The sequence below is a fragment of the Stenotrophomonas sp. YJH_SMC_46 genome, from assembly GCF_059370315.1.
Genome location: NZ_JCAFTO010000002.1, coordinates 610552 through 631819, shown reverse-complemented (window position 1 = coordinate 631819; position 21268 = coordinate 610552). Strand labels below are relative to the sequence as shown.

At 66.3% G+C, this 21268-nt stretch carries 18 protein-coding genes; 13 read left to right on the top strand and 5 right to left on the bottom strand.

Annotated features, from left to right (window positions below):
• A complete protein-coding gene (locus tag AC5P8C_RS07910; protein WP_019662095.1) occupies positions 1–1059 on the top strand; it encodes an NAD(P)-dependent alcohol dehydrogenase in 1059 nt (352 codons plus the stop codon).
• 92 nt (positions 1060–1151) lie between these two features.
• Here the strand turns inward: AC5P8C_RS07910 and AC5P8C_RS07905 are convergent, their stop codons facing one another.
• Positions 1152–2516 carry a glutamate--cysteine ligase gene (locus AC5P8C_RS07905; protein ID WP_019662096.1) on the bottom strand — a complete coding sequence of 455 codons (1365 nt, stop codon included), beginning with the start codon at positions 2514–2516 and terminating at the stop codon, positions 1152–1154.
• Positions 2517–2668: 152 nt separating this feature from the next.
• Here AC5P8C_RS07905 and AC5P8C_RS07900 point away from each other — a divergent pair, with 152 nt between their 5' ends.
• From AC5P8C_RS07900 to AC5P8C_RS07890, 3 genes are all read left to right on the top strand, one after another.
• The gene (locus AC5P8C_RS07900) at positions 2669–3373 is read left to right on the top strand and encodes a VIT1/CCC1 transporter family protein (protein ID WP_019662097.1); all 705 of its coding nucleotides are present in this window, start codon (positions 2669–2671) and stop codon (positions 3371–3373) included.
• Positions 3370–4194 carry a helix-turn-helix transcriptional regulator gene (locus AC5P8C_RS07895; protein ID WP_019662098.1) on the top strand — a complete coding sequence of 275 codons (825 nt, stop codon included), beginning with the start codon at positions 3370–3372 and terminating at the stop codon, positions 4192–4194. The genes AC5P8C_RS07900 and AC5P8C_RS07895 overlap by 4 nt, the downstream gene beginning before the upstream one ends.
• Before the next feature lie 681 nt (positions 4195–4875).
• Positions 4876–5850 (top strand): MBL fold metallo-hydrolase, encoded by a 975-nt coding sequence (locus AC5P8C_RS07890; RefSeq protein ID WP_329761100.1) that lies wholly within the window; start codon positions 4876–4878, stop codon positions 5848–5850.
• A gap of 108 nt (positions 5851–5958) precedes the next feature.
• On the opposite strand, the gene yihA is transcribed toward AC5P8C_RS07890, so the two are convergent.
• Complete coding sequence (gene yihA / locus AC5P8C_RS07885) at positions 5959–6561, bottom strand: ribosome biogenesis GTP-binding protein YihA/YsxC (protein WP_014038472.1); 603 nt, start codon at positions 6559–6561, stop codon at positions 5959–5961.
• Positions 6562–6717: 156 nt separating this feature from the next.
• Between yihA and AC5P8C_RS07880 the strand changes: the two genes are divergently transcribed.
• The 4 genes from AC5P8C_RS07880 to AC5P8C_RS07865 all read left to right on the top strand — a co-directional run bounded on the left by AC5P8C_RS07880 (position 6718) and on the right by AC5P8C_RS07865 (position 10003).
• The gene (locus AC5P8C_RS07880) at positions 6718–7518 is read left to right on the top strand and encodes a c-type cytochrome (RefSeq protein ID WP_019660638.1); all 801 of its coding nucleotides are present in this window, start codon (positions 6718–6720) and stop codon (positions 7516–7518) included.
• A gap of 105 nt (positions 7519–7623) precedes the next feature.
• Positions 7624–8274, top strand: a complete 651-nt coding sequence (locus AC5P8C_RS07875; protein WP_019660639.1) for a thiol:disulfide interchange protein DsbA/DsbL — start codon at positions 7624–7626, stop codon at positions 8272–8274.
• 107 nt (positions 8275–8381) lie between these two features.
• Positions 8382–9212: a thiol:disulfide interchange protein DsbA/DsbL gene (locus AC5P8C_RS07870; RefSeq protein WP_134735977.1), complete on the top strand. Its 831-nt coding sequence runs from the start codon at positions 8382–8384 to the stop codon at positions 9210–9212.
• Between the two features lie 53 nt (positions 9213–9265).
• Positions 9266–10003, top strand: coding sequence for an endonuclease/exonuclease/phosphatase family protein (locus tag AC5P8C_RS07865; RefSeq protein ID WP_495218630.1), 738 nt, complete (start codon positions 9266–9268; stop codon positions 10001–10003).
• Between the two features lie 78 nt (positions 10004–10081).
• On the opposite strand, the gene AC5P8C_RS07860 is transcribed toward AC5P8C_RS07865, so the two are convergent.
• Positions 10082–10957 carry an EamA family transporter gene (locus AC5P8C_RS07860; protein WP_099560015.1) on the bottom strand — a complete coding sequence of 292 codons (876 nt, stop codon included), beginning with the start codon at positions 10955–10957 and terminating at the stop codon, positions 10082–10084.
• 72 nt (positions 10958–11029) lie between these two features.
• Between AC5P8C_RS07860 and AC5P8C_RS07855 the strand changes: the two genes are divergently transcribed.
• From AC5P8C_RS07855 to fhuE, 3 genes are all read left to right on the top strand, one after another.
• Positions 11030–11512, top strand: a complete 483-nt coding sequence (locus AC5P8C_RS07855; protein WP_049452792.1) for an Lrp/AsnC family transcriptional regulator — start codon at positions 11030–11032, stop codon at positions 11510–11512.
• Between the two features lie 77 nt (positions 11513–11589).
• Entirely contained in the window at positions 11590–12141 is a 552-nt protein-coding gene (locus AC5P8C_RS07850; RefSeq protein ID WP_495218534.1) for a M23 family metallopeptidase, read from the top strand.
• Between the two features lie 176 nt (positions 12142–12317).
• Complete coding sequence (fhuE, locus tag AC5P8C_RS07845) at positions 12318–14477, top strand: ferric-rhodotorulic acid/ferric-coprogen receptor FhuE (RefSeq protein WP_495218533.1); 2160 nt, start codon at positions 12318–12320, stop codon at positions 14475–14477.
• A 132-nt stretch (positions 14478–14609) separates the two neighbouring features.
• On the opposite strand, the gene AC5P8C_RS07840 is transcribed toward fhuE, so the two are convergent.
• The gene (locus tag AC5P8C_RS07840) at positions 14610–17471 is read right to left on the bottom strand and encodes a TonB-dependent receptor (RefSeq protein WP_010480916.1); all 2862 of its coding nucleotides are present in this window, start codon (positions 17469–17471) and stop codon (positions 14610–14612) included.
• Between the two features lie 259 nt (positions 17472–17730).
• Between AC5P8C_RS07840 and AC5P8C_RS07835 the strand changes: the two genes are divergently transcribed.
• Complete coding sequence (locus AC5P8C_RS07835) at positions 17731–18618, top strand: hypothetical protein (protein ID WP_152906406.1); 888 nt, start codon at positions 17731–17733, stop codon at positions 18616–18618.
• A 53-nt stretch (positions 18619–18671) separates the two neighbouring features.
• Here AC5P8C_RS07835 and AC5P8C_RS07830 read toward each other — a convergent pair whose 3' ends face one another.
• Positions 18672–19079, bottom strand: a complete 408-nt coding sequence (locus AC5P8C_RS07830; RefSeq protein WP_019660646.1) for an ExbD/TolR family protein — start codon at positions 19077–19079, stop codon at positions 18672–18674.
• A 151-nt stretch (positions 19080–19230) separates the two neighbouring features.
• Between AC5P8C_RS07830 and AC5P8C_RS07825 the strand changes: the two genes are divergently transcribed.
• Positions 19231–21216, top strand: a complete 1986-nt coding sequence (locus AC5P8C_RS07825; protein ID WP_019660647.1) for a transglycosylase SLT domain-containing protein — start codon at positions 19231–19233, stop codon at positions 21214–21216.
• The last annotated feature ends 52 nt before the right edge of the window (positions 21217–21268 follow it).

Below are 21268 nucleotides of genomic sequence, written 5' to 3'. Positions count from 1 at the left end.
ATGTCCCTCGCCCGTGGTTACGCCGCCCATTCACATACCGACCCGCTGATTCCGTACGAGTTCGAACGCCGCGCGGTCGGCCCGGACGATGTGCGCATCGAGATCCTCTACAGCGGCATCTGCCACTCCGACCTGCACCAGGCCCGCGACGACTGGGGTGGCTCGATCTACCCGATGGTGCCGGGTCACGAGATCATCGGCCGCGTCACCGAGGTCGGCAGCAACGTCACCCGCTTCAAGGTCGGCGACCACGCCGGCGTGGGTTGCATGGTCGACTCCTGCCGCCACTGCGACGCCTGCCAGCATGACCTGGAGCAGTACTGCGCCGAGGGCGCGACCTGGACCTACAACGGCCGTGAACGCGAAACCGGCGCACCGACCTACGGCGGCTATTCCGACCACGTGGTGGTCGAGCAGCGCTTCGTGGTGAAGGTGTCCGACACCCTCGACCTGAAGGCGGCCGCACCGCTGCTGTGCGCCGGCATCACCACGTGGTCGCCGCTGCGCCATTGGAAGGTCGGCCCGGGCCAGAAGGTCGGCGTGATCGGCCTCGGCGGCCTCGGCCACATGGGCGTGAAGTTCGCCAAGGCGCTCGGTGCGCACGTGGTGATGATCACCACCACCCCGGAAAAGGGCGCCGATGCCAAGCGCCTAGGCGCCGATGAGGTGCTGGTCTCGCGCGATGCGGCGCAGATGAAGGCGCACGCCGGCAGCTTCGACTTCCTGCTCAATACCATCCCGGTCAGCCATGACACCAATCCGTACATGGGCCTGCTCAAGCGCGAAGCCACCATGTGCCTGGTCGGCGTGCTGACCGAACTGGACCCGCCGTTGACCGGTGGCAGCGTGATCTTCGGCCGCAAGCACCTGACCGGCTCGGCGATCGGCGGCATGGCCGAAACCCAGGAAATGATGGACTTCTGTGCCGAGCACGGCATCGTCAGCGATGTGGAGATGATCGACATCAGGAACGTCAACGAAGCCTGGGAGCGCATGGCGAAGAACGATGTGCGCTACCGCTTCGTGATCGACATGGCGACGTTGAAGAACGCGGCCTGAGCCAAGACGGATCTGGAAATGAAAAACCCCGGCAATGCCGGGGTTTTTCTTTTGGGTAGTGCCGGCCGCTGGCCGGCAATCCCGCATGACGGTCAGTACGCGAACTCGCGGAACACCGGATCGACGTCACCATGCCAGCGGCCATGGAACAGCGCCAGCTTGCGCTCGGCCGGGGTCAGGCCGGATTCGACGATCTCCTGCAGCACGTCCAGGAACTTGCTCTCGTCCTGGCCATCGGCATTACGTGCGGCGCGACGCTTGAGCCCTTCCACCGAGATCTTGACCGCCTCGCCGGCGAGGTCACGCACGGTGCCATTGCGGAACGGCAGGTTCATCGCATGCTTCGGCACGCCGTCACGCAGCGCATGGCGCTCGGCCAGGGTGAAGTCACGCACCAGGTCCCAGGCGGCATCCAGTGCGGTGTCGTCATACAACAGGCCCACCCAGAATGCCGGCAGCGCACACAGGCGGCTCCACGGGCCACCATCGGCACCACGCATTTCCAGGTACTTCTTCAGGCGCACTTCCGGGAACGCGGTGGTCATGTGGTCCGACCAGTCGCGCAGCGTCGGCAGCGCACCCGGCAGCACCGGCAGCCTGGCCTGCATGAAATCGCGGAAGCTCTGCCCGCTGGCGTCGTGGTAGATGCCATCGCGGTAGGAGAAATACATCGGCACGTCGAGCAGGTAGTCGACATAGCGCTCGTAACCAAAACCATCCTCGAACACGAAGTCGAGCATGCCGGTGCGGTCGGCGTCGGTGTCGGTCCAGATGTGCGAGCGGTAGCTCAGGTAGCCGTTCGGCTTGCCTTCGGTGAACGGCGAATCGGCGAACAGCGCGGTGGCTATCGGCTGCAGCGCCAGCGACACGCGGAACTTCTTCACCATGTCCGCTTCGGTGGCGTAGTCCAGGTTCACCTGCACCGTGCAGGTGCGGGTCATCATGTCCAGGCCCAGCGAACCGACCTTGGGCATGTACGAGCGCATGATCTTGTAGCGCCCCTTGGGCATCCACGGCATTTCATCGCGCTTCCACTTCGGCTGGAAGCCCATGCCGAGGAAACCCAGCTGCAGTTCGCCGGCCACCTGCGCCACTTCATTGAGGTGGGTGCCGGTCTCCACGCAGGTCTGGTGGATGGTTTCCAGCGCCGCACCGGACAGTTCCAGCTGGCCGGCCGGTTCCAGCGTCACCGAGGCGCCATCGCGCAGCAGGGCAATCGTGCTGCCGTTCTCCTGCACGGGCTCCCAGCCGAAGCGGACCAGGCCGTTGAGCAGCGCTTCGATGCCGCGCTCGCCCTCGAAGGTCGGCGGGCGCAGGTCATCCAGGCGGAACCCGAACTTCTCGTGCTCGGTGCCGATGCGCCACTGCGCGCGGGGCTTCTCGCCGGAGGCGATCACCTCCACCAGCTGCGAGCGGTCGGTAATGGGGGTATCGGCGACGTGGCTGGGGCTCGACAAGGGAGAGGCTCGCTGGACGGTGGCGGGGGATGTGGGGCTCGCGGCCTTCCATCGCAAGGGCGCACTATAGCGTGGCACCCCGTCGCGTCATGCGACGGTGACGGGTTTCAGCATCCTACCGACGCCCTCTTGACCCTCGTACACTCAACGTCATGAGCCGCCATTCACGACACCCCGAACTGCACCGCTCCGAACGCGTCGGCTGGCTGCGCGCCGCCGTGCTGGGCGCCAACGATGGCATCGTCTCGGTGGCCGGGCTGGTGGTTGGCGTGGCGGCCAGCGGCGCCTCGGCTGCAACCATTCTGGCCACCGGCGTGGCCGGCACCGTAGCCGGCGCGATGTCCATGGCTGCCGGCGAGTATGTGTCGGTGCAGACCCAGGCCGACACCGAAGCAGCCGACCTGGCGATGGAGAAGCGCGAACTGCGCGACAACCCGCACAGCGAGCTGGAAGAGCTGGCCGCGATCTACCGCCACCGTGGCCTGGAACCTGCATTGGCCCGGCAGGTAGCCGAACAGCTCACCGCCCACGATGCGCTGGGCGCGCATGCGCGCGACGAACTGGGCATCACCGATACCTTGCGCGCCCGCCCGCTGCAGGCAGCGCTGGCCTCGGCCGGTGCGTTCACCTGCGGTGCGGCGCTGCCAGTGCTGGCCGCCCTGCTGGCGCCGGTCGACAAGGTCGCACTGATGACCACGGCCAGTACCCTGCTCGGCCTGTGCCTGACCGGCGCGGTGGCAGCCCAGGCCGGCGGCGCCCCGCCGGTACGCGGCGCAATGCGTGTGATGTTCTGGGGTGCACTGGCAATGGCCGCCGCTGCAGGCGTCGGTCGCCTGTTCGGCGCCCAGGTGACATGACCGGCATGCTGCCGCCAGTTACCGCACTGCTGGCCGAGATGGCCAGTCTGGCCGGCTGCGCACGCGCCGAAGGTTATGCGTGCATCACCGCTCGGCGCGAACATGGCGCCAGCTCGGTGGAGATTCCGCAACCCCAGTTCGCGATCCTGCTGGAAGGCCGCAAGCAGGTGCGTACCGCGCACCAGTCGCTGGAGTTCATCCCCGGCGACATCCTGCTGCTGACCCAGCGCTGCCGCATCGATGTAGTCAACACCCCCGACCCACGCAGTGGCCGCTACCTCAGCGCCATCGTGCCGCTGTGTGCCGAAGTGCTGGCGGCCGCACGCACGCTGTGGAGCGGGGAGCTTCCCGCCGCTGGTCATGCGATGGCGCGACTGCCGTTGATCGATCATGGCGCGGTGCTGCGCCAGTGGCGGCAATCGCTGCAGGACGGCCGTTACAGCGAAGCGCGGCTGGCCCTGGCCTCGTTGGTACTGACCCTGTGCCGGCAGGGCCACGGCAACCTGCTGCTGCCGCAGGCGCCGAGCCTGGGCGAACAGATCCGCGACCGCATCGCCGCCGAACCGGCCCGCGACTGGCAATCGCGTGATGTGGAAGCGCTGTTCGCGCTGAGCGGCGCGACCCTGCGCCGTCGCCTGGCGGCCGAGGACACCAGCCTGCGCCAGCTGCTCACCGAGGCCCGGCTGGCGCATGGCATGCAGCTGCTCTACACCACCGACCTGCCGTTGAAGACCGTGGCAGCGCGCGCGGGCTACCGGTCTGCGGCGAGTTTCAGCAAGCGCTTCGCCGAGCAGTACGGACTGGCTCCCACAGACATTTAAGGGGGTTCGGCAGGGCTGCGCCCTGCACCCGCCGAAGCGAGAGCAAGAGCCGGAGCAACAGCAACAGCAACAGCAACAGCGTGCATTCCGTGGGATGGCGGGGCGGTGTGGGTGGGCAGGACACGCCGTAAACCCGTCCCTGGGGGCTCGATGGCGCCATCCATGGCGCCAACGGTCCTGCCCACCCACACCGCCCCACCTTCGACAGGTTCACTCGGCTGTTGGCAACTGCGGCTTTGTTCCGCGCGGCTGTTGGTAGGTGTCGACCTTGGTCGACACATCTGTCAGATATCGAATGAGTCATCCACGCATGGCGTGGATCTACTGTATCGACCAAGGTCGACACCCACCGAGGCAATACGTCGTTCCAACAGATCGCGGAAAACTGTCGAAGGCGGGGTGGGTCCGGTTGCGGGGGCGTGAGCCGCATGGATGCGGCGACCGAGCTTACAGGGACGTACTTGCAGCGGCCCCCGCAACCGGACCCACCCCGCCATCCCACGGATAGCCCGCTGTCGCTGTTGCTGTTGCTTCGGCTGTTGCCGTTGCCTCTGCGGGTGCAGGGCGCAGCCCTGCAGCCCCCCTTCCCTGAGCATTCCACGTAGTGGTTTGAGCGCCGCGCACACGCCAGCCACGGCACGCTAGGCCAACAGAACCGCCCGTCATCCACCGAGACCCCTCATGACCCTGCGCCACCTTCCCCTTCGCTCCGCCCTGCTGCTGGCCCTCTCCTCCCTGCCGCTGGCCGCGCTGGCCGAAGCCACCTCGCCCGCCCCCACCCGACAGGTACCGGGCGTCTACCACCTGCGCGTCGGCGCCTTGCAGGTCACCGCCCTGTTCGATGGCGTGGTCGCGCTGGGCCGGCAGGAAGTGGTGGACGTGCCGCCCACCCTGGTCAGCCGCCTGCTGGAAGGCCGCTACGTGCCCGAAGACAAGAAAGGCCTGCAGACCGCGATCAACGCCTTCCTGGTGCGCCAGGGCAACCACCTGACTTTGGTCGACACCGGCACCGCGCAGTGCTTTGGCCCCGGCCTGGGCCAGGTGCTGGGCAATCTGCGCGCCTCCGGCGTCGACCCGACCGAGGTGGATGAGGTGCTGCTGACCCACGCCCATCCGGACCACCTGTGTGGCGTGCTCGATGCACAGGGCAAGCCGGCCTATCCCAATGCCACGGTGTGGCTGTCCAGGGCCGATGCCGATTACTGGCTCAACCCCGCCAGCGAGGCCACCGCGCCGAAGGGCGTGCGCTTCGCCTTCCCGCTGGCACGCAACGCGGTGGCGCCGTATCAGGCCAGCGGCCACCTGCGCACCTTCAGCCCCGGCGATGCCCTGCCCGGCGGCGCGGTGGCGATGGACACCCATGGCCACACCCCCGGCCATGTCTCCTACCGGTTCCACAGCCAGGGCCAGTCACTGCTGGTATGGGGCGATGTGCTGCACTTCCACGCGGTGCAGTTCGCGCATCCGGAAGCGGCATTTGAGGCGGATTCGGACCGCAAGGCGGCCATCGCCAGCCGTCGCGGGCTGCTGCAGCAGGCCACCGCCAACGGTTGGTGGGTGGGAGGTGCGCACCTGCCGTTCCCCGGCCTGGGCCATGTGCGTGGCGAGGGCAAGGCCTATGCGTGGGTGCCGGCGGAGTATTCGCCGTTGAAATGAGCCGATGAGCCCTTGTAGAGCCGAGCCCATGCTCGGCAACCTGGGCCTGGCCGCGCTGCGCGCGGCAGCCGAGCGTAGGCTCGGCTCTACAGGAAGGCAGGGGATGCCTTACTCCAGCCCCAACCAGCCGCCGATCACGCCGCGGGCTTCGTCCACGCCGGTACGGTCTTCGCCGGAGAACACCTGCACGCTCACGCTGTCGCCATAGGCCGATTGCAGCTCCTTGCGAACCTTCTGCAGGGACTGCATCTGCTGGCTGCGGCTGAGCTTGTCGGCCTTGGTCAGCAGCGCGTGCGCCGGCAGGCCACGCTGCACGGCATAGGACAGCATCTGCCGGTCGTAGTCCTTCAGCGGATGGCGGATATCCATCACCACCACCAGGCCCTTCAAGGCTTCGCGGGTGCGGAAATACCTGTCGATGAAGGCCTGCCAGTGCGCCTGCAGGTCCAGCGGCACCTTGGCGTAGCCGTAACCGGGCAGGTCGACCAGATGCGCTTCCGGGGTGACCTGGAAGAACACCAGCTGCTGGGTACGGCCGGGGGTCTTGGAGACGCGGGCCAGAGCGTTCTGGCGGGTCAGCGCGTTGAGCGCACTGGACTTGCCGGCGTTGGAGCGGCCGGCGAAGGCCACTTCAGCCCCTTCGTCGGGCGGCAGCTGCCGCACGTTGTGGGCCGAAAGGTGGTAACGGGCGCGTTCGATGAGCAATGACATGTGCCTAGGATCGCATGTTGCGGCGCCGCGCGCCCGTGCCGGCGGCCGCTGCGGCCATTTTGCTGCACTGCTGCGTTGACCGTGCGCGGAAACGGCGTTGATAATCCAGGCGATGCCGGCGGCCGCCGCCCGGCCCGGTCCATACGGAGCTTCAGCATGCGCCACGCTCGCGTTCTTGCCGTATCCGCCCTTGCCACTGCTGTAGTCGTTGCCGCTGCTGCGTTCGCGCAGACCACGTTGACCCCGCTGCCCGACAACGGGCCGATCAATACCGCCTCGCTGGAGGTGGATTTCAGCAAGACCCACTGGGGCGATGCCAAGGCCGGCCAGGCCAAGGCCTCGGCCTGCGCGGCCTGTCATGGCGTCGACGGCAATTCCACGGTGGAGATGTATCCGTCCATTGCCGGCCAGAGCGAACGCTACGTGGCCCAGCAGATGGCCCTGATCGCCAATGGCCAGCGCAGTTCCGGCGCCGCGGTAGCGATGGTGCCGTTCGTGCAGAACCTCACCCCGCAGGACATGCGTGATATCGGCGCCTACTTCGCCACGCAGAAAGCCAACGCCGGCATCGCCGATGACACGGCGGTCACCGAGGGCCCCTACAAGGGCATGAAGTTCTACGAGATCGGCCAGCAGCTGTACCGCGGCGGCGATGCCAAGCGTGGCCTGCCGGCCTGCATGGCCTGCCATGGCCCCAGCGGTGCCGGCAATCCCGGCCCGGCCTATCCGCATCTCGGTGGCCAGCACGCCAGCTATGTCGCGCGCCGCCTGCAGGAGTACCAGGCCGGCCAGACCAACGAGACCGACAAGGCCCACTTCCAGATCATGGCGACAGTCGCGCAGAAGCTGAGCGAGCAGGAGGTGCAGGCGCTGTCGAGCTACCTGCAGGGCCTGCACAACAAGGCCGACGACGTGGCCGCTGCAGCCACGCCGACGCAACCGGCTGCCGCCCCCTGACCACCACTGGTCGGCCTGGGCCGCCACGTCGGCCCACGGCTGCGGTATGTTCCTTCACGCCGGCGGCTGCGCCGGCGTTGCTTTTTTCAACGGAGATGCGTGTCGATGAGGTTGATTTCCCGCCTGCTGTTGTCCGTGCTGGTACTGCTGCCGCTGGCAGCCTGCGCCGCCACCCCCGCCAATGCCCCGCTGGTCGAGGGCAAAGACTACGAGCGCATCGCGCAGCCGGGCCCGTTCCAGCCGTTGGCCGGCAAGATCGAGGTGGTCGAGGTCTTCGGCTACACCTGCCCGCATTGCGCCCACTTTGAACCGCAACTGGAAGCCTGGGCGGCCAAGCTGCCGGCCGACGTGCGCTTCACCCCGGTCCCGGCCGCCTTCGGTGGCGCCTGGGATGCATGGGCCCTGGCCTACTACGCCGCCGACGAAGTCGGCGTGGCCAAGCGCAGCCACGCGGCGGTCTTCAAGGCCCTGCACCAGGATGGCTCGCTGCCGATGCAGAACGTTTCGGCCGATGAGCTTGCCACCTTCTACAAGGCCTACGGGGTGACCCCGGACCGTTATCTGCAGGCCCTGCGCGGCGATGCCGTACAGAAGAAGGTCGATGCCGCCCGCGCGTTCGCCCAGCGCACCAGGATCCCGGGTACCCCGGCGCTGATCATCAATGGCCAGTATCTGGTGCGCGGCAACAGCTTCGACGACCAGCTGCGCATCGCCTCGGCCCTGATCGCCCAGGCCCGCGCCGCCCGCGGCCGCTGAACCAACACACACCATCGACACGGCGCTGTCGCCGCCGCATGTCATCATTTCCCCCTGGCTGGCGCCTGGCGCCGGCCCCCACCTTTCCAGATGCTGGAGACGTTTCCATGAAGATCCGTTACGCCCTCGCCCTCGCAGCGCTGCTGCCGATCCTGGCGGCCTGCAAGGCCGACGACGGCAGCACCAACACCACCGCGGCGCCGGCCGAACCGGCTGCAGCTCCGGCGGCCACCGAACCGGCCGCTCCGGCCGCGGGCAGCGAAGGCACCGCTCCGGCTGCCGCCGAAGGCGAAAAGGCCCCGGCCGAAGCCGCCCCCGCCGCGGCGCCGGCCCCGACCACTGCCGCGCTGACCGGCCCGGCCCCGGTGGAAGGCGCCGATTACCAGGTGATCCCGAACGGCCAGCCGTTCCAGCCGGCTGCCGGCAAGATCGAAGTGACCGAGATCTTCGGCTACGTCTGCCCGGCCTGCGCCGCATTCCAGCCGCTGGTCGGCCCGTGGAAGGCCGGCCTGCCCAGCGACGTGAACTTCGTCTACGTGCCGGCCATGTTCGGCGGCACCTGGGATGACTACGCCCGTGCCTTCTACGCCGCGCAGACCCTGGGCGTGCAGGAAAAGACCCACGAAGCGCTGTACGCCGCCATCCACTCGCAGAAGACCCTGAAGGGCGAGCGCGGCCGTGACTCGGTGGAAGACATCGCCAAGTTCTACGCCGCCTACGGCGTCGATCCGAAGCAGTTCGCCGCCACCATGGGCAGCTTCGCGGTGAATGCCAAGACCAACTCGGCCAAGCAGTTCGCCCAGCGCAGCCAGATCAGCGGCACCCCGTCAATCATCGTCAACGGCAAGTACCTGGTGAAGGGCAAGAGCTTCCCGGACATGCTGCGCATTGCCGACCACCTGATCGCCCGCGAACGCGGTGCGGCCCAGGCTCACTGATCCAAGAGAAGCATTTCCCGGCCGTGAATTCCCCCCGTACACGGACCCTGCGCTTGCTGACTGCCAACATCCAGGCCGGCTCAAGTACCCGCCGCTACAGCGACTATGTGACCCGCAGCTGGTCACATGCGCTGCCGGCGGGTCGCAAGCGCAGCAGCCTGGACGCGATCGCCACGCTGGCGCGCGACCATGACATCGTCGGCCTGCAGGAGGCCGACCCGGGCAGCCTGCGTTCGGGCTTCACCAACCAGACCCACTACCTGGCCCAACGCGCCGGCTTCAACTACTGGAGCCACCAGCCGAACCGGCGCATGGGCGGCGTGGCATCCAGTGCCAATGGCCTGCTGAGCAAGCTGGAACCGGTTGAAGTGCAGGACCATGCCCTGCCCGGCCGCATCGGCGGGCGCGGCGTGCTGCTGGCCAAGTTCGGCGACGGCGCCGATGGCCTGGCGGTGGCAGTGGCGCATCTGTCGCTGGGCGCGGGATCGCGGATGTCGCAGCTGGGCTTCATCGCCGAGCTGTTGTCCGACCACCCCAACGCGGTGTTGATGGGTGACTTCAACTGCCTGGCCGAACGCCCGGAAATGCAGGTGCTGTACCAGAAGACCCGGCTGCAGCCCCCGGGCTGCATCGTGCCGACTTTCCCCAGCTGGCGCCCCGACCGCGCCATCGACCACATCCTGGTCAGCAGTGGCCTGCAGACCCGCGCCGTGGAGGCCGTTCCGGCCGCCTTCTCCGATCACCTCGCCCTGGCGATGCAGATCGACGTCCCGGCTGACGCCCTGCGCTGAACGCTCCTGGTGGGTGCCAATCTTGGTTGGCACGCCGCTCTGGTGGGTGCGGACCGTTGGTCCGCACGCTCTCTGCCGCTACCCGGCCTGCACCACCGGCACCTTCAACCGCCGCGCGGTCATCGTGCTGCCCACCGAGGCCAGCACCGTGCAGCCGATCGCCAGCCACTGCAATCCATGCAGGTGCTCGTGCAGCAGCAGCATCGCCCACAACGCGGCCACCGCCGGTTCCATGCTGATCAGGATGCCGAACGTTTCCTTCGGCAGGCGCTTGAGCGCCATCATCTCAAGCGACATCGGAATCGCGCTGGAGACCAGCGCCACCAGCAGGCCGGCCGCCAGGATCTTCGGGTCGAGCAGCGCGGCACCGGCATGCACCACGCCCACCGGCACCACCACCAGCGACGCGGCCAGCAGCCCCAGCGACACCGAGTGCCCAGCGTGCAGATGACCGGCACGCTTGCCGAACACGATGTACAGGCCCCAGCACGCCGCTGCGCCCATCGCATACAGCACGCCAGCCGGATCTAGCGCCGGGCCACCGCCCAGCGGCAGCAGCAGCAACAAACCCACCACCGCGCAGCCCACCCAGACGAAGTCGATGGGGCGTCGTGATGACAACATCGCCACCGTCAGCGGCCCGGTGAACTCGATGGCCACCGCGATGCCGAAGGGAATCGTGCGCAGCGCCATGTAGAACAGCAGGTTCATCAGGCCCAGGGTGAGCCCGTAGCGCAGGATGGTGATCGCGTCCACGCGGCTGGTCTTCCAGCGCCATGGCCGCCAGAACATCAGCAGCAACAGTGCCGAGAAGCCCACGCGCAGCGCGCTGGTGCCCTGGGCGCCGATCAGCGGGAACAGGTGTTTTGCGTAGGAGGTGCCGATGGCCAACGAGGTGACCGAGCCGAGCACCGCCAGCGCCGGCAACATCGGCGCGAGTCGTGAGGTCTGCATGCGCAAAGTCTATTGCGCCGGCGCCGAGCACTTGGCTCAATTGACAGCCTGTTCGTGCAACTTCTGCTCGCCATGGCCATCGCTCCCGTGCTCGACAGCTTCGACCGCGCCATCCTCGACCTCCTGCAGCGGAATAACACCCTGCCGCAGCGCGAAATCGCCGAGGCCGTGCACCTGTCCACCCCGGCCGTGCAACGCCGCATCAAGCGCCTGCAGGACAGTGGCGTGATCGCCGCCAACGTGGCGGTAGTCGCCGCAGCCAAGGTCGGGCGACCGCTGACCATCATCGTCGAGGTGCGCGTGGTCAGCGAGCAGCGCGAACGCGTGGCGCCGTTCAAGCGCCGCGTGCAGGACGACCCGGCGGTGCAGCAGTGCTACTCGATCACCGGCGACGGCGATTTCCTGCTGCTGGTATCGGCCGCGTCGATGGAAGAGTACGAGGCGATCACCGAGCGGCTGTTCGGTGGCGATGACAACATCGAGCGCTTCCGCACCTCGGTTGCACTGGGAACGTTGAAGCGCAGTTTCGAAGTGCCACTGGACCCGGTTCTGTAGCGCTGAGCCATGCTCGACTGCGCTTTGACCGCAAAGCAACAGCCGCCGAGCATGGCTCGGCGCTACAGTCGGAGACCATGAACACATCGCCCTCCCCCGCCCGTCGCCTGCGCCGCTGGCTGCTGCGCGGCCTGTGGCTGGTCATCGCGATCGTTGCCGCCATGGCACTGTGGAACAGCCCATGGGCCGCTGCACCGAAACTGCTGTGGACACTCTCGCGGATGCCTCCGGCCACCGAGCTTCCGGTGCCGGTGGAAGGCGTGCGGCCCCGCCAGATCGCCGATACGTTCGGCGCTCCGCGCGGCCGTGACCGCTCCCACGCCGGCATCGACATCTTCGCCAGGCGCGGCGCCCCCGTGCGCAGTGCCACCGCCGGCGTCGTCGTGGATGTCAGCGAGCGCGGCCTCGGTGGCCGCCAGGTCTGGGTGATCGGGCCCGGGCGTGAACGTTACTACTACGCCCATCTGGACGACTGGGCTGAGGGCTTGGCGCGCGGCCAGGTGGTCCAGGCCGGCGACCTGCTCGGGCATGTAGGCGACAGCGGCAATGCCAAGGGCACGCCGCCGCACCTGCACTGGGGCATCTACGGCACCGACGGCGCCCGCGATCCACTCCCGCTGCTGCGCTGACCCAGCCCACACCCGGATCATCGGATCGATTCGTTCATTATTTGTAAATAGGAATAGTTCGTATTACGATTTCTTTCGTTTCCGGTGGCGCCAGGACGGCCTGCCCGCCCTCCCCCTACCCGTAGCGCCTCGCCTTCTGGATGCCGGCCGAGCGCGCGTGCTCGTCCAGGACCCCCATGACCCGTTCCGCCTTCTGTACCCCGCAGCCGCAACGGCTGTCCGTTGCCGTGCTCGCCGTTCTCTGCGCCGTGGCCCCGGCCGCCTTCGCCGACACCGCCGCCGATCCGACCACCCTCGACAAGGTGGTGGTCAAGGGCGAACGCGCCGAAGGCTATTCGGTGCGCCGCACCTCGGCCGGTACCCGCTTCGACCTGGCACCGCGCGAGATCCCGCAGTCGCTCAGCATCATCAGCCACCAGCGCATCGAAGATCAGAACCTGGACGACATCATCGACGTGCTGGCCAACACCACCGGCGTGACCAGTACCCAGTCCGACAGCGAGCGCACCGAGTTCTACGCACGTGGGTTCTACATCGACGCCTACCAGTTCGATGGCCTGCCCACGCAGATGGTGCAGAACTGGAGCTACGGTGATTCCGGCCTGGACCTTGCGCTGTACGACCGCGTGGAAGTGGTGCGTGGCGCCACCGGCCTGCTCAGTGGTGCCGGCAATCCGTCCGCGTCGGTGAACCTGATCCGCAAGCATGCCGACAGTGCCGAGCTGGCCGGCAGCGTGTCGGTGAACGTCGGCAGCTGGGGCCGCACCCGCACCACCGTGGACGTAGGCAGCGCGCTCAACGCCAGTGGCACGGTGCGCGGCCGCGTAATCGGCAGCTACCTGGACACCGATGGCCAGATGGACCGCTACAACCAGCGCAAGACGCTGGGCTATGCCGTCATCGACGCCGACCTGACTCCGGACACCCAGTTGAGCGTGGGCTACGACTACCAGCAGAAGCGCGCCAACGGCGCGACCTGGGGCGGTTTCCCGATGCTGTATTCGGATGGCTCGCGCACCGGCTACGACGAATCGTTCAACGCCAGCCCGGACTGGACCTACTGGGACACCACCAGCAAGCGCGCCTTCGCCACCCTGCAGCACGCCTTCAGCAATGGTTGGAAGTTCAAGGTTGGCGCCACGCACGATGAGACCAAGGCCGACGACAAACTGTTCTACCCGGCCTACAACGACTGGACCACGGGCGAATCGAACTTCGACAGGACCACCGGCGCGGGCATCTCGCCATCCGCAGGCTTCTACAACACTGAGCGCAAGGTCACCGGCGTTGATGGCTACATTGACGGCCCGTTCCAGCTGTTCGGCCGCGAGCACCAGCTGATGGCCGGCCTCAGCTACAACAGGCGCGAGTACGCCAACTACGGCGACTACCAGGTCGGTGGCCCGGGCCAGACCTGGGATCCGTTCGCCAGCTATCTGAACTGGACGGGCAAGATCGGTGAGCCGAACTGGAACCCGCTGGCCCTGGCCAGCGAGGGCACCATCACGCAGAAGGCCGGTTACGCGGCCGCGCGCCTGTCGCTGGCCGATCCGCTGAAGCTGATTGTCGGCGCTCGCTACACCGACTGGAAGAGCGAGGGTGAAGGCGCCGACCGCGCGCACAAGGTCACCACCCCATACGCCGGCCTGGTGTTCGACATCAACGGGACGTACTCGACCTACGCCAGCTACACCGAAATTTTCCAGCCGCAGACGCTGAAGGACCGCAATGGCGGCTACCTCGATCCGGTCGATGGCAAGAGCTACGAAGTTGGCGTCAAGGGCGCGTGGTTCGACAACCGCCTGAACGCCTCGCTGGCCGTGTTCCGCATCGAACAGGACAACGTCGGCCAGGCCACCGGTGAGCCGGTGCTGGGCAGCCAGAACGAGTTCGCCTATCGCGCTGCACGCGGCACCGTCAGCCGCGGCTTCGAGTTCGAGGTGAACGGCGAACTCGCCCCGGGCTGGAATGCGACCTTCGGTGCGTCGCGCTACGTGGCCAAGGACATCAACGACGCCGACATCAACACCAACCTGCCGCAGACCGCACTGAAGCTGTTCACCAGCTACACCCCGCAGTCGCTGCAGGCACTGACCGTCGGTGGCGGTGCCAACTGGCAGAACCGCATCTACTACCCGGTGCCGGCCTACGGCCGCATCGAGCAGAGCGGCTATGCACTGGTCAGCGCCTTCGTGCGCTACCGCATCTCGTCGGAGTTCAGCGTGCAGGCCAACCTCAACAACCTGCTGGACAAGAAGTACCTGTCGCAGATCAACGGCTACGGTGCGTACGGCGATGGCCGGAATGGCTCGCTGACGTTCACCTGGGCGTTCTGATCAGGCGCGGGGCACGATCGCCCCGCACCTGTAGAGCCGAGCCCACGCTCGGCTGATTCTCTGAGCCGAGCGTGGGCTTGGCTCTACACCAGCAAGGCAGCGCCGGAACTGACCGGCACTGCCACCGTTACATCAGAAGCGCAGGTCCGCGCGCAGGTACCAGTAGCGGCCACGCGGGATGTCATAGGTCGAAGCGTCGTAACCGTTCAACGAGCACGACAGGCAGATCGGCGGATCCTTGTCGAACACGTTGTTCAGGCCGGCCGTCAGCTGCAGCCCCTTCATCCAGTCGATCTTGTAGCCCACCTGCATGTCATGGAAGGTGGTGGCCGACAGCGTATTGGTGCCCGCAGCCTGGTTGCTGCAGACCGGAAACACGGAAGCGTCACCGCAGTTTTCGGTCAGTTCGGAGATATGCCGCACGGTCCAGTTGGCGCTCCAGCGATCCAGCGTCCAGCCGATACTGGCATTGCTGGTCCATTCCGGAATCGAGCTGTCGGCCACTTCCACGCCCGGCTTCTGCGGCTGCTTCTGGCCCGCCGCACCGGTGGCTTCGTAGCGACCCACGAAGGTGTTCTTCCAGCCCAGCTTGAACTGACCGATCGAGCTCTGCGGCAACGTCCAGAACAGATCCACATCCCAGCCATCGGTCTTGATCGAACCCAGATTGGTCAGGCGGTTGTTGAAGCTGCTGACCGCGCCGGTGCTGGCACGGGTGATGCCGTTGCAGTAGATCGGGTCCAGCGTGTCCACGCACAGGTCCAGCTGGGTCTGCGCGTTGATTGCCTGGATCGCGCCGTCGATGGCATGGCGGTAGAAGGTCACTTCCACATCGAAGCGTTCCGACCACGAACTGTTGCTGCCAAACCATGGGCTCCACACGAAGCCTGCGCTGAAGCTGCGCGAGCGTTCCGGATCCAGCTCGCGGTTGCCGCCAGTGGTCACCGAGATCTGCGAGTTGGCCTGCTGGAACCCGGCCGGTACGCCCAGCGCAGCACAGTTGGCCGCGCTGCCACGCGGCGGCGTACCGCCCAGGCCCACCGAGCACGGATCGAACAGCTGCAGGTCGGCACGCGCGGCCGAGCCGTACAGCTCACCGATCGATGGTGCACGGAAGCCTTCGGCATAGGTCGTGCGCAGCACGAAGTCATCGGTCACCTGCCAGCGCAGGCCGTACTTGGGCGTGAATTCACCACCGAAGGTGGAGTAGTCCGAGTAGCGCCCGGCCAGGCTCAGGTCCAGCTTCTTGCCGAAGGTCGAATCGGCGAAGATCGGCACGCTCAACTCCAGATACGCCTCGTTGACGTCATAGGAGCCCGAGGTCGGCTGCGACGGCACGCCGTTGTAGTGGCCGGCCACCGTCAGCGGATCGGGCTGGTACGAACCCTCGTACTTGCGATACTCGAAGCCGGTAGCGAACGACACCGGGCCGGCCGGCAGCGTGAACAGGTCGCTGGACAGGTTGGCGGTGAACAGGCTCAGTTCGTTCTGGCTGCGGTCACGCACCACCGGCTGGATCCACTTCAGCATGTCCGGGGTGATCGAACCGACACCGCCGAAGATGTTCAGCGGCACGCAGCCCGGCGTCGCCGCACAGACCGACGGATCGCCCAACGCCATGTTGACGTTGTAGATGTTGTAGCTGCCGTAGTTGGTCTGTTCGGCCTTGTTCTTGCTGTACATGCCGTTGACGTCCCAGTACCAGCTGCGGTCAGCCGCCTGGAAGTTGCCGACGAAGCCGGTGGCGAAATAGGTGGTGTCCACTTCCTGCTTGAACACGCGCGCGCCGCCTTCCACCGGGCGGCGGCCGATCAGGCTCAGGTTGTCACCCGAGACCAGGTCGAAGCCGAACGGGTTGTACGGATTGAGCGCGGACACGGTGATGTTGTCGGCCAGCGGATTGCCGGTGGCGCCATCGGGGCCGAAGAACAGCGGCTCCGGGCCGGCCTGGTTGGTCGACTCACGACGGTTGCCCAGTGCCTTGACGTACCACTGCACGTTGTCGGTGATGTCGAAGCGGAACTGACCGAACAGGCCCTTACGCTCCGAGGGCGTCAGCACCATGTTGTACTCGGCGAAATTGAACCGGTCGGCGCTGGTGAAGCAGTGATAGTCATCGGTGCGCGCGCAGCCGGCGCTGCCGTCGTAGCGCGGGTTGCTCACGCCGGTATTGGGCACGATGTTCTGCACCGCGCCGGTGTTCGGGTCGGTGAACATGAAACGACCCTGCGGAATGCCACCGCTGCCGAACGCCAGCCCGGTGCCGGGAATCGGGAAGCGCGACTGCTCGCGGTCCTTGGCAAACACCGGATCCTGCTTGGTCCAGCTGGCGCCCAGGAACAGGCTGAAGCGGTCGCCGCTCTTGCCCCAGGCCAGGTCCACGCCCTTCTGCGTGCCATCGCCCTTGCTGTACTCGCCATAATTCAGGGTCACCTGGCCGCCATCGAAGTCACGGCGGGTGATGATGTTGACCACGCCGGCAATGGCGTCGGAACCGTACAGCGACGACGCGCCATCTTCCAGCACTTCGATGCGCTCGACGATGGCCAGCGGAATGGTATTGAGATCGGTGGCCGAGCCGACGCCGGATGCGGATGACTCATTGACCCAGCGGATGCCGTCGACCAGCACCAGCACGCGCTTGGCGCCCAGGTGGCGCAGGTCCACCTGCGCCGAACCGGCACCTACACCACTGCCATCGGGCGGGAAGCCGAAGTTGCCGGACGAGTTGAACTTGGCGTTGAGCGCCGAACCGGAACCGGTGAGCTGCTGCAGCACTTCGCCGATCGAGGTCAGGCCGGTGCGTTCGATATCGCCGCGCGTCAGCGTCTGGATCGGCACCTGGCCTTCCACCTCAGCGCGCTTGATGCGGGTACCGGTGACTTCCACCGCATCCAGGTTGGTGGTGGATTGTGCAGCGGCACCCAACGGTGCCAGGGTCATCACGCACAGCGCGACGGCAACCGCCAAAGGGCGGTGGTGCAGGTGATTCATTCGCTCTCTCTCCAAAGGAATGTCGGGACATAGGCTGCCGCACTCCCTCCCTGCATGGCGGCGCCGTCTCCTTTGTAAACAAGTGGTAAAAATCGCGGCGTGACCGGCGACACCTTTTCACGCAATCCTGACGAATGAACCGTCGGCATCCGCAATTAGTTCAGTATCTAGGAATTATTTTAAATTCCAGAATTTTGCCAGCTTGAACCACGAATCCGGCAGAGACTCAGACCTCCGACGCTCAAAGCGAGGTTCAATCGTGAAAGCAACTACTGCCAGACTGCAAGCAGCGATCATCGCACTTGTCTTCTTTTCATTTGCAGGTGAATCCGAAGCAGGCGGCCTCATCGAGTGCAACAATTGCGTATCGCCCAAATCCGTCGCTCTACAGTCTGGATCTGGCCTCACAGTGATAATTGACTTCGAAAAAGCACAACTGACCGCATTCGATGTTGAATATGACCGGGAAATGAGAAAATGGAGAGCCCTTCCGACCCCTGTACCCAGCCAGATCCAAATGGCATTTCTCCGGATTGTGGAAAGTGTATCTGGCGTTAGTGATCAGCCGAGCCGCGCTTTTCCAAATGCGGGGGGAGGCGCAATGGTTCCCCTCCACCCCGACAATCCGGGGAATTCCAATGGGATGCGATTTCCAGAGTCGTACAAATCGTCCGACGCGTTCGAGATCGTCAGCTCTGCGACCATGAGGACGCGACTAGGCCAGTATTTGGCCCTAGAAATCGCAGGAGCCAATACAAGCAACCCAGCGTGGAACAGCTTCGCGCTTTCCATACAGCAATTTTCGCTCAACTGGGCAAGCATAAAAGGGGGCGGATCAGTCAATATAGTAATTACTTGGAGAGACGGATCAAAAACCCTCTATCGAATCACCCCTGATAACGTAGCAGAGGCCAAATACCAGAAAGGTGAGAGCCGGGACGGCACTGGAAACAAAGTCCCAGATGAGACCATTGCAGATCCTGTCACGGCTCCTTCTTACGCTGGACAGTATTACTTCCGCCACGACGGCGATGTCGATAAATGGGCCCGCTCTGCTCAGATGTATGGTGTGCCGGTCCAACGCGGGTCCAGCAGTCGAATTTCCTGCAGCTGGGACGGCCGCACAGTCTATTGCCAGCAATACTGACTAAAGGTGGACGCTGTTGAGGCACACCGCCCCCCAACAGCGCCCCACCCATCTCACCGCACGAAAGCAATCCGCTCCATGCCGGTCGCCTCGGCCGCAGCCAATATCCGCGCCATGCCTTCGTACTCGGCCGCCGGATCGGTGGCGATGCGCAGCTCCGGCCGGTTGCCGGCATGTTCGCCCGCCTGTGCCTGCAGGCGCGCCTGCAGTTCGCCGATCGCCATCGGCTGGCCGTTCCAGCTGAGCTGGTTGGCAGCGTCCAGGCGCAGCTCGATCGGCGGTGGCGGTTCGGGACGGTCGACCACCCGATCGGTGGCCTGCGGCAATTGCACGGCAATCGGCCGGGCCACGATCGGCGCGGTCACGATGAAGATGATCAACAGCACCAGCATCACATCCACCAGTGGCGTGACATTGATGTCCGCCAGCGGGCCGCTTCTTCCTGCGCTACTGAACGCCATGTGCCGCTCCCTGCAGCCGGGCCGTTCGCCCAAGGCCGACGTTACGACGCCTCCCATCCGCTGCGGCAGTGGCCTGCGCGGGGTCATTCAGCTGTCGTTGCCGACGCTCGGCGTGCACGCAATGCGAAACTGAATTCAGCCATCGCCCGCTATGCTGGTCGCCATGACCCGACGCACTTCAACTGCCCTGTCCCTGCTGCCCTTGGCCACCACGCTGCTGATCGGCTGCGCCAACGCCCAGTCCCTCGACGCCCAGAACGCGCAGCTGAAGGCTGCGATCGCTGCCGCCGAACGCGGCCAGTTCGATCCCGGCCAGGCCGCTGCACTCAGCCGCCATCCGGCTTACGGATGGCTGGAGTACGCCAACCTGCGCCGCAACATCGACACCGTCGATACCGCGCAGGCACAGGCCTTCCTCAAGCGCTATGACGGCCAGGCCGTGGCCAACACGTTCCGCAGCGTGTGGCTGCCCTCGGTCGCACGCCGCCAGGACTGGCCCACCCTGCTCGCCAACTGGGTGCCCACCGACAACGCCGGCCTGCGCTGTGCGCAGCTGACCGCGCGTCAGGTGACCGGCAAGGTCGATCCGCAGTGGATCAGCGAGGCGCAGGACCTGTGGCGCAAGAACGGCAAGTCGCTGCCGGACAGCTGTGATGCCGTTTTCGCCGTGCTGCAGGCGCAGGGTGGCCTGAGCGACGCCCTGCGCTGGGAACGCATCGATGCCGCCGCCGACGCCCAGCAGCCGGCCGTGATGCGCAGTGCCGCACGTGGCCTGCCTGCCACCGACCTGGCGCTGGCGAACAATTACGCTGCCTTTGTCGACAAGCCCAATGCCAGCGCGTTGAACTGGCCGCGCAACGAACGCAGCCGGCGCATCGCCACCGATGGCCTGGCCAAGCTGGCCAAGGCCGACCCGGCCGCCACCGAACAGCAGCTGCCGCAGTACGCCCAGGCGCTGGGCCTGAGTGCCGAGCAGCAGGGCCAGGTGCTGTACCAGATCGCACTGTGGACGGTGGCTTCCTACCTGCCCGATTCGGCGCGCCGCCTCAATGCGGTGCCGGAATCGGCGTATGACGAACGCCTGCACGAATGGCGCGTGCGCGAAGCGATGTCGCGCGGCGATTGGCCAGCGGCACTGACAGCGATCCGCAAGATGGCCAGCAAGCAGCGCAGCGACCCGCGTTGGCGCTACTTCGAAGGCCGCATGCTGGAGAAGACCGGCCAGGCCCAGCAGGCGCAGCCGTTGTTCCGCGAGGCCGCACGCGCACCGACCTTCCACGGTTTCCTGGCCGCCGACAAGCTGCAGCAGGGCTACACGCTGTGCCCGTGGAAGCCGAATGACAGCGCGCAGGCACAGGCAGCGGTCGCGCGCGATCCGGCCATCCAGCGCGCGATGGCGCTGTACCAGATCGACCGTGCCGGCTGGGCCGTGGCCGAATGGAACAGCGCGCTGTCGCGCTTCGATGACACCCAGCGCCGCCTGGCGGTACGCGTTGCGCAGGACAACGGCTGGTTCGACCGCGCCGTGTTCGCGCTCGGCAAGCAGCCGCAGGAACAGCGCCTGTACGACCTGCGTTTCCCGCTGCACCACGACGCCACCATACGCCGCGAGTCGGCACGCAATGCCATCGACCCGGCCTGGGTGGCTGCGGAGATCCGAGCCGAAAGCACCTTCACTCCGCGTGCGCGCTCGCCTGCCAACGCCATGGGCCTGATGCAGGTGCTGCCGGCCACCGGTGCCGGTGTGGCCAAGTCGATCGGCCTGACCGGCTACGGCGGCGCCGACAGCCTGTACGACCCGGACACCAACATCGCCATCGGCACCGCCTACCTGCGCCAGCTGATGAACAAGTACGACGGCCTGCCGTACGTGACCATCGCCGCCTACAACGCCGGCCCGACCCCGACCGCACGATGGCAGGGCCAGCGCCCGGGCTTTGATCCGGACCTGTGGATCGAGACCATCAGCTACAAGGAAACCCGCGAGTACGTGGCCCGCGTGCTGGCCTTCAGCGTGATCTACGACTGGCGCCTCAATGGTGATGCGCTGCCGCTGAGCGACCGCCTGATGGGCCGCCTGGTGGACAAGCGCAAGAGCTTCAGCTGCGCGGCCAACGCCGAGCAGGGCGGCGATTGATCACCCGATGACGGTAGCGCCGGGCCATGCCCGGCGGACGCCATGATGTGTC

Excerpts from the sequence above, each read along its gene's own strand:
- AC5P8C_RS07825 (WP_019660647.1), top strand. The coding sequence starts at position 19,231 with ATGCTGGTCGCCATGACCCGACGCACTTCAACTGCCCTGTCCCTGCTG.
- AC5P8C_RS07855 (WP_049452792.1), top strand. The coding sequence starts at position 11,030 with ATGGCCATCGCTCCCGTGCTCGACAGCTTCGACCGCGCCATCCTCGAC.
- AC5P8C_RS07880 (WP_019660638.1), top strand. The coding sequence starts at position 6,718 with ATGCGCCACGCTCGCGTTCTTGCCGTATCCGCCCTTGCCACTGCTGTA.
- AC5P8C_RS07870 (WP_134735977.1), top strand. The coding sequence starts at position 8,382 with ATGAAGATCCGTTACGCCCTCGCCCTCGCAGCGCTGCTGCCGATCCTG.
- AC5P8C_RS07860 (WP_099560015.1), bottom strand. The coding sequence starts at position 10,957 with ATGCAGACCTCACGACTCGCGCCGATGTTGCCGGCGCTGGCGGTGCTC.
- AC5P8C_RS07890 (WP_329761100.1), top strand. The coding sequence starts at position 4,876 with ATGACCCTGCGCCACCTTCCCCTTCGCTCCGCCCTGCTGCTGGCCCTC.
- AC5P8C_RS07875 (WP_019660639.1), top strand. The coding sequence starts at position 7,624 with ATGAGGTTGATTTCCCGCCTGCTGTTGTCCGTGCTGGTACTGCTGCCG.
- AC5P8C_RS07830 (WP_019660646.1), bottom strand. The coding sequence starts at position 19,079 with ATGGCGTTCAGTAGCGCAGGAAGAAGCGGCCCGCTGGCGGACATCAAT.
- yihA (WP_014038472.1), bottom strand. The coding sequence starts at position 6,561 with ATGTCATTGCTCATCGAACGCGCCCGTTACCACCTTTCGGCCCACAAC.
- AC5P8C_RS07850 (WP_495218534.1), top strand. The coding sequence starts at position 11,590 with ATGAACACATCGCCCTCCCCCGCCCGTCGCCTGCGCCGCTGGCTGCTG.
- AC5P8C_RS07910 (WP_019662095.1), top strand. The coding sequence starts at position 1 with ATGTCCCTCGCCCGTGGTTACGCCGCCCATTCACATACCGACCCGCTG.
- fhuE (WP_495218533.1), top strand. The coding sequence starts at position 12,318 with ATGACCCGTTCCGCCTTCTGTACCCCGCAGCCGCAACGGCTGTCCGTT.
- AC5P8C_RS07895 (WP_019662098.1), top strand. The coding sequence starts at position 3,370 with ATGACCGGCATGCTGCCGCCAGTTACCGCACTGCTGGCCGAGATGGCC.
- AC5P8C_RS07900 (WP_019662097.1), top strand. The coding sequence starts at position 2,669 with ATGAGCCGCCATTCACGACACCCCGAACTGCACCGCTCCGAACGCGTC.
- AC5P8C_RS07840 (WP_010480916.1), bottom strand. The coding sequence starts at position 17,471 with ATGAATCACCTGCACCACCGCCCTTTGGCGGTTGCCGTCGCGCTGTGC.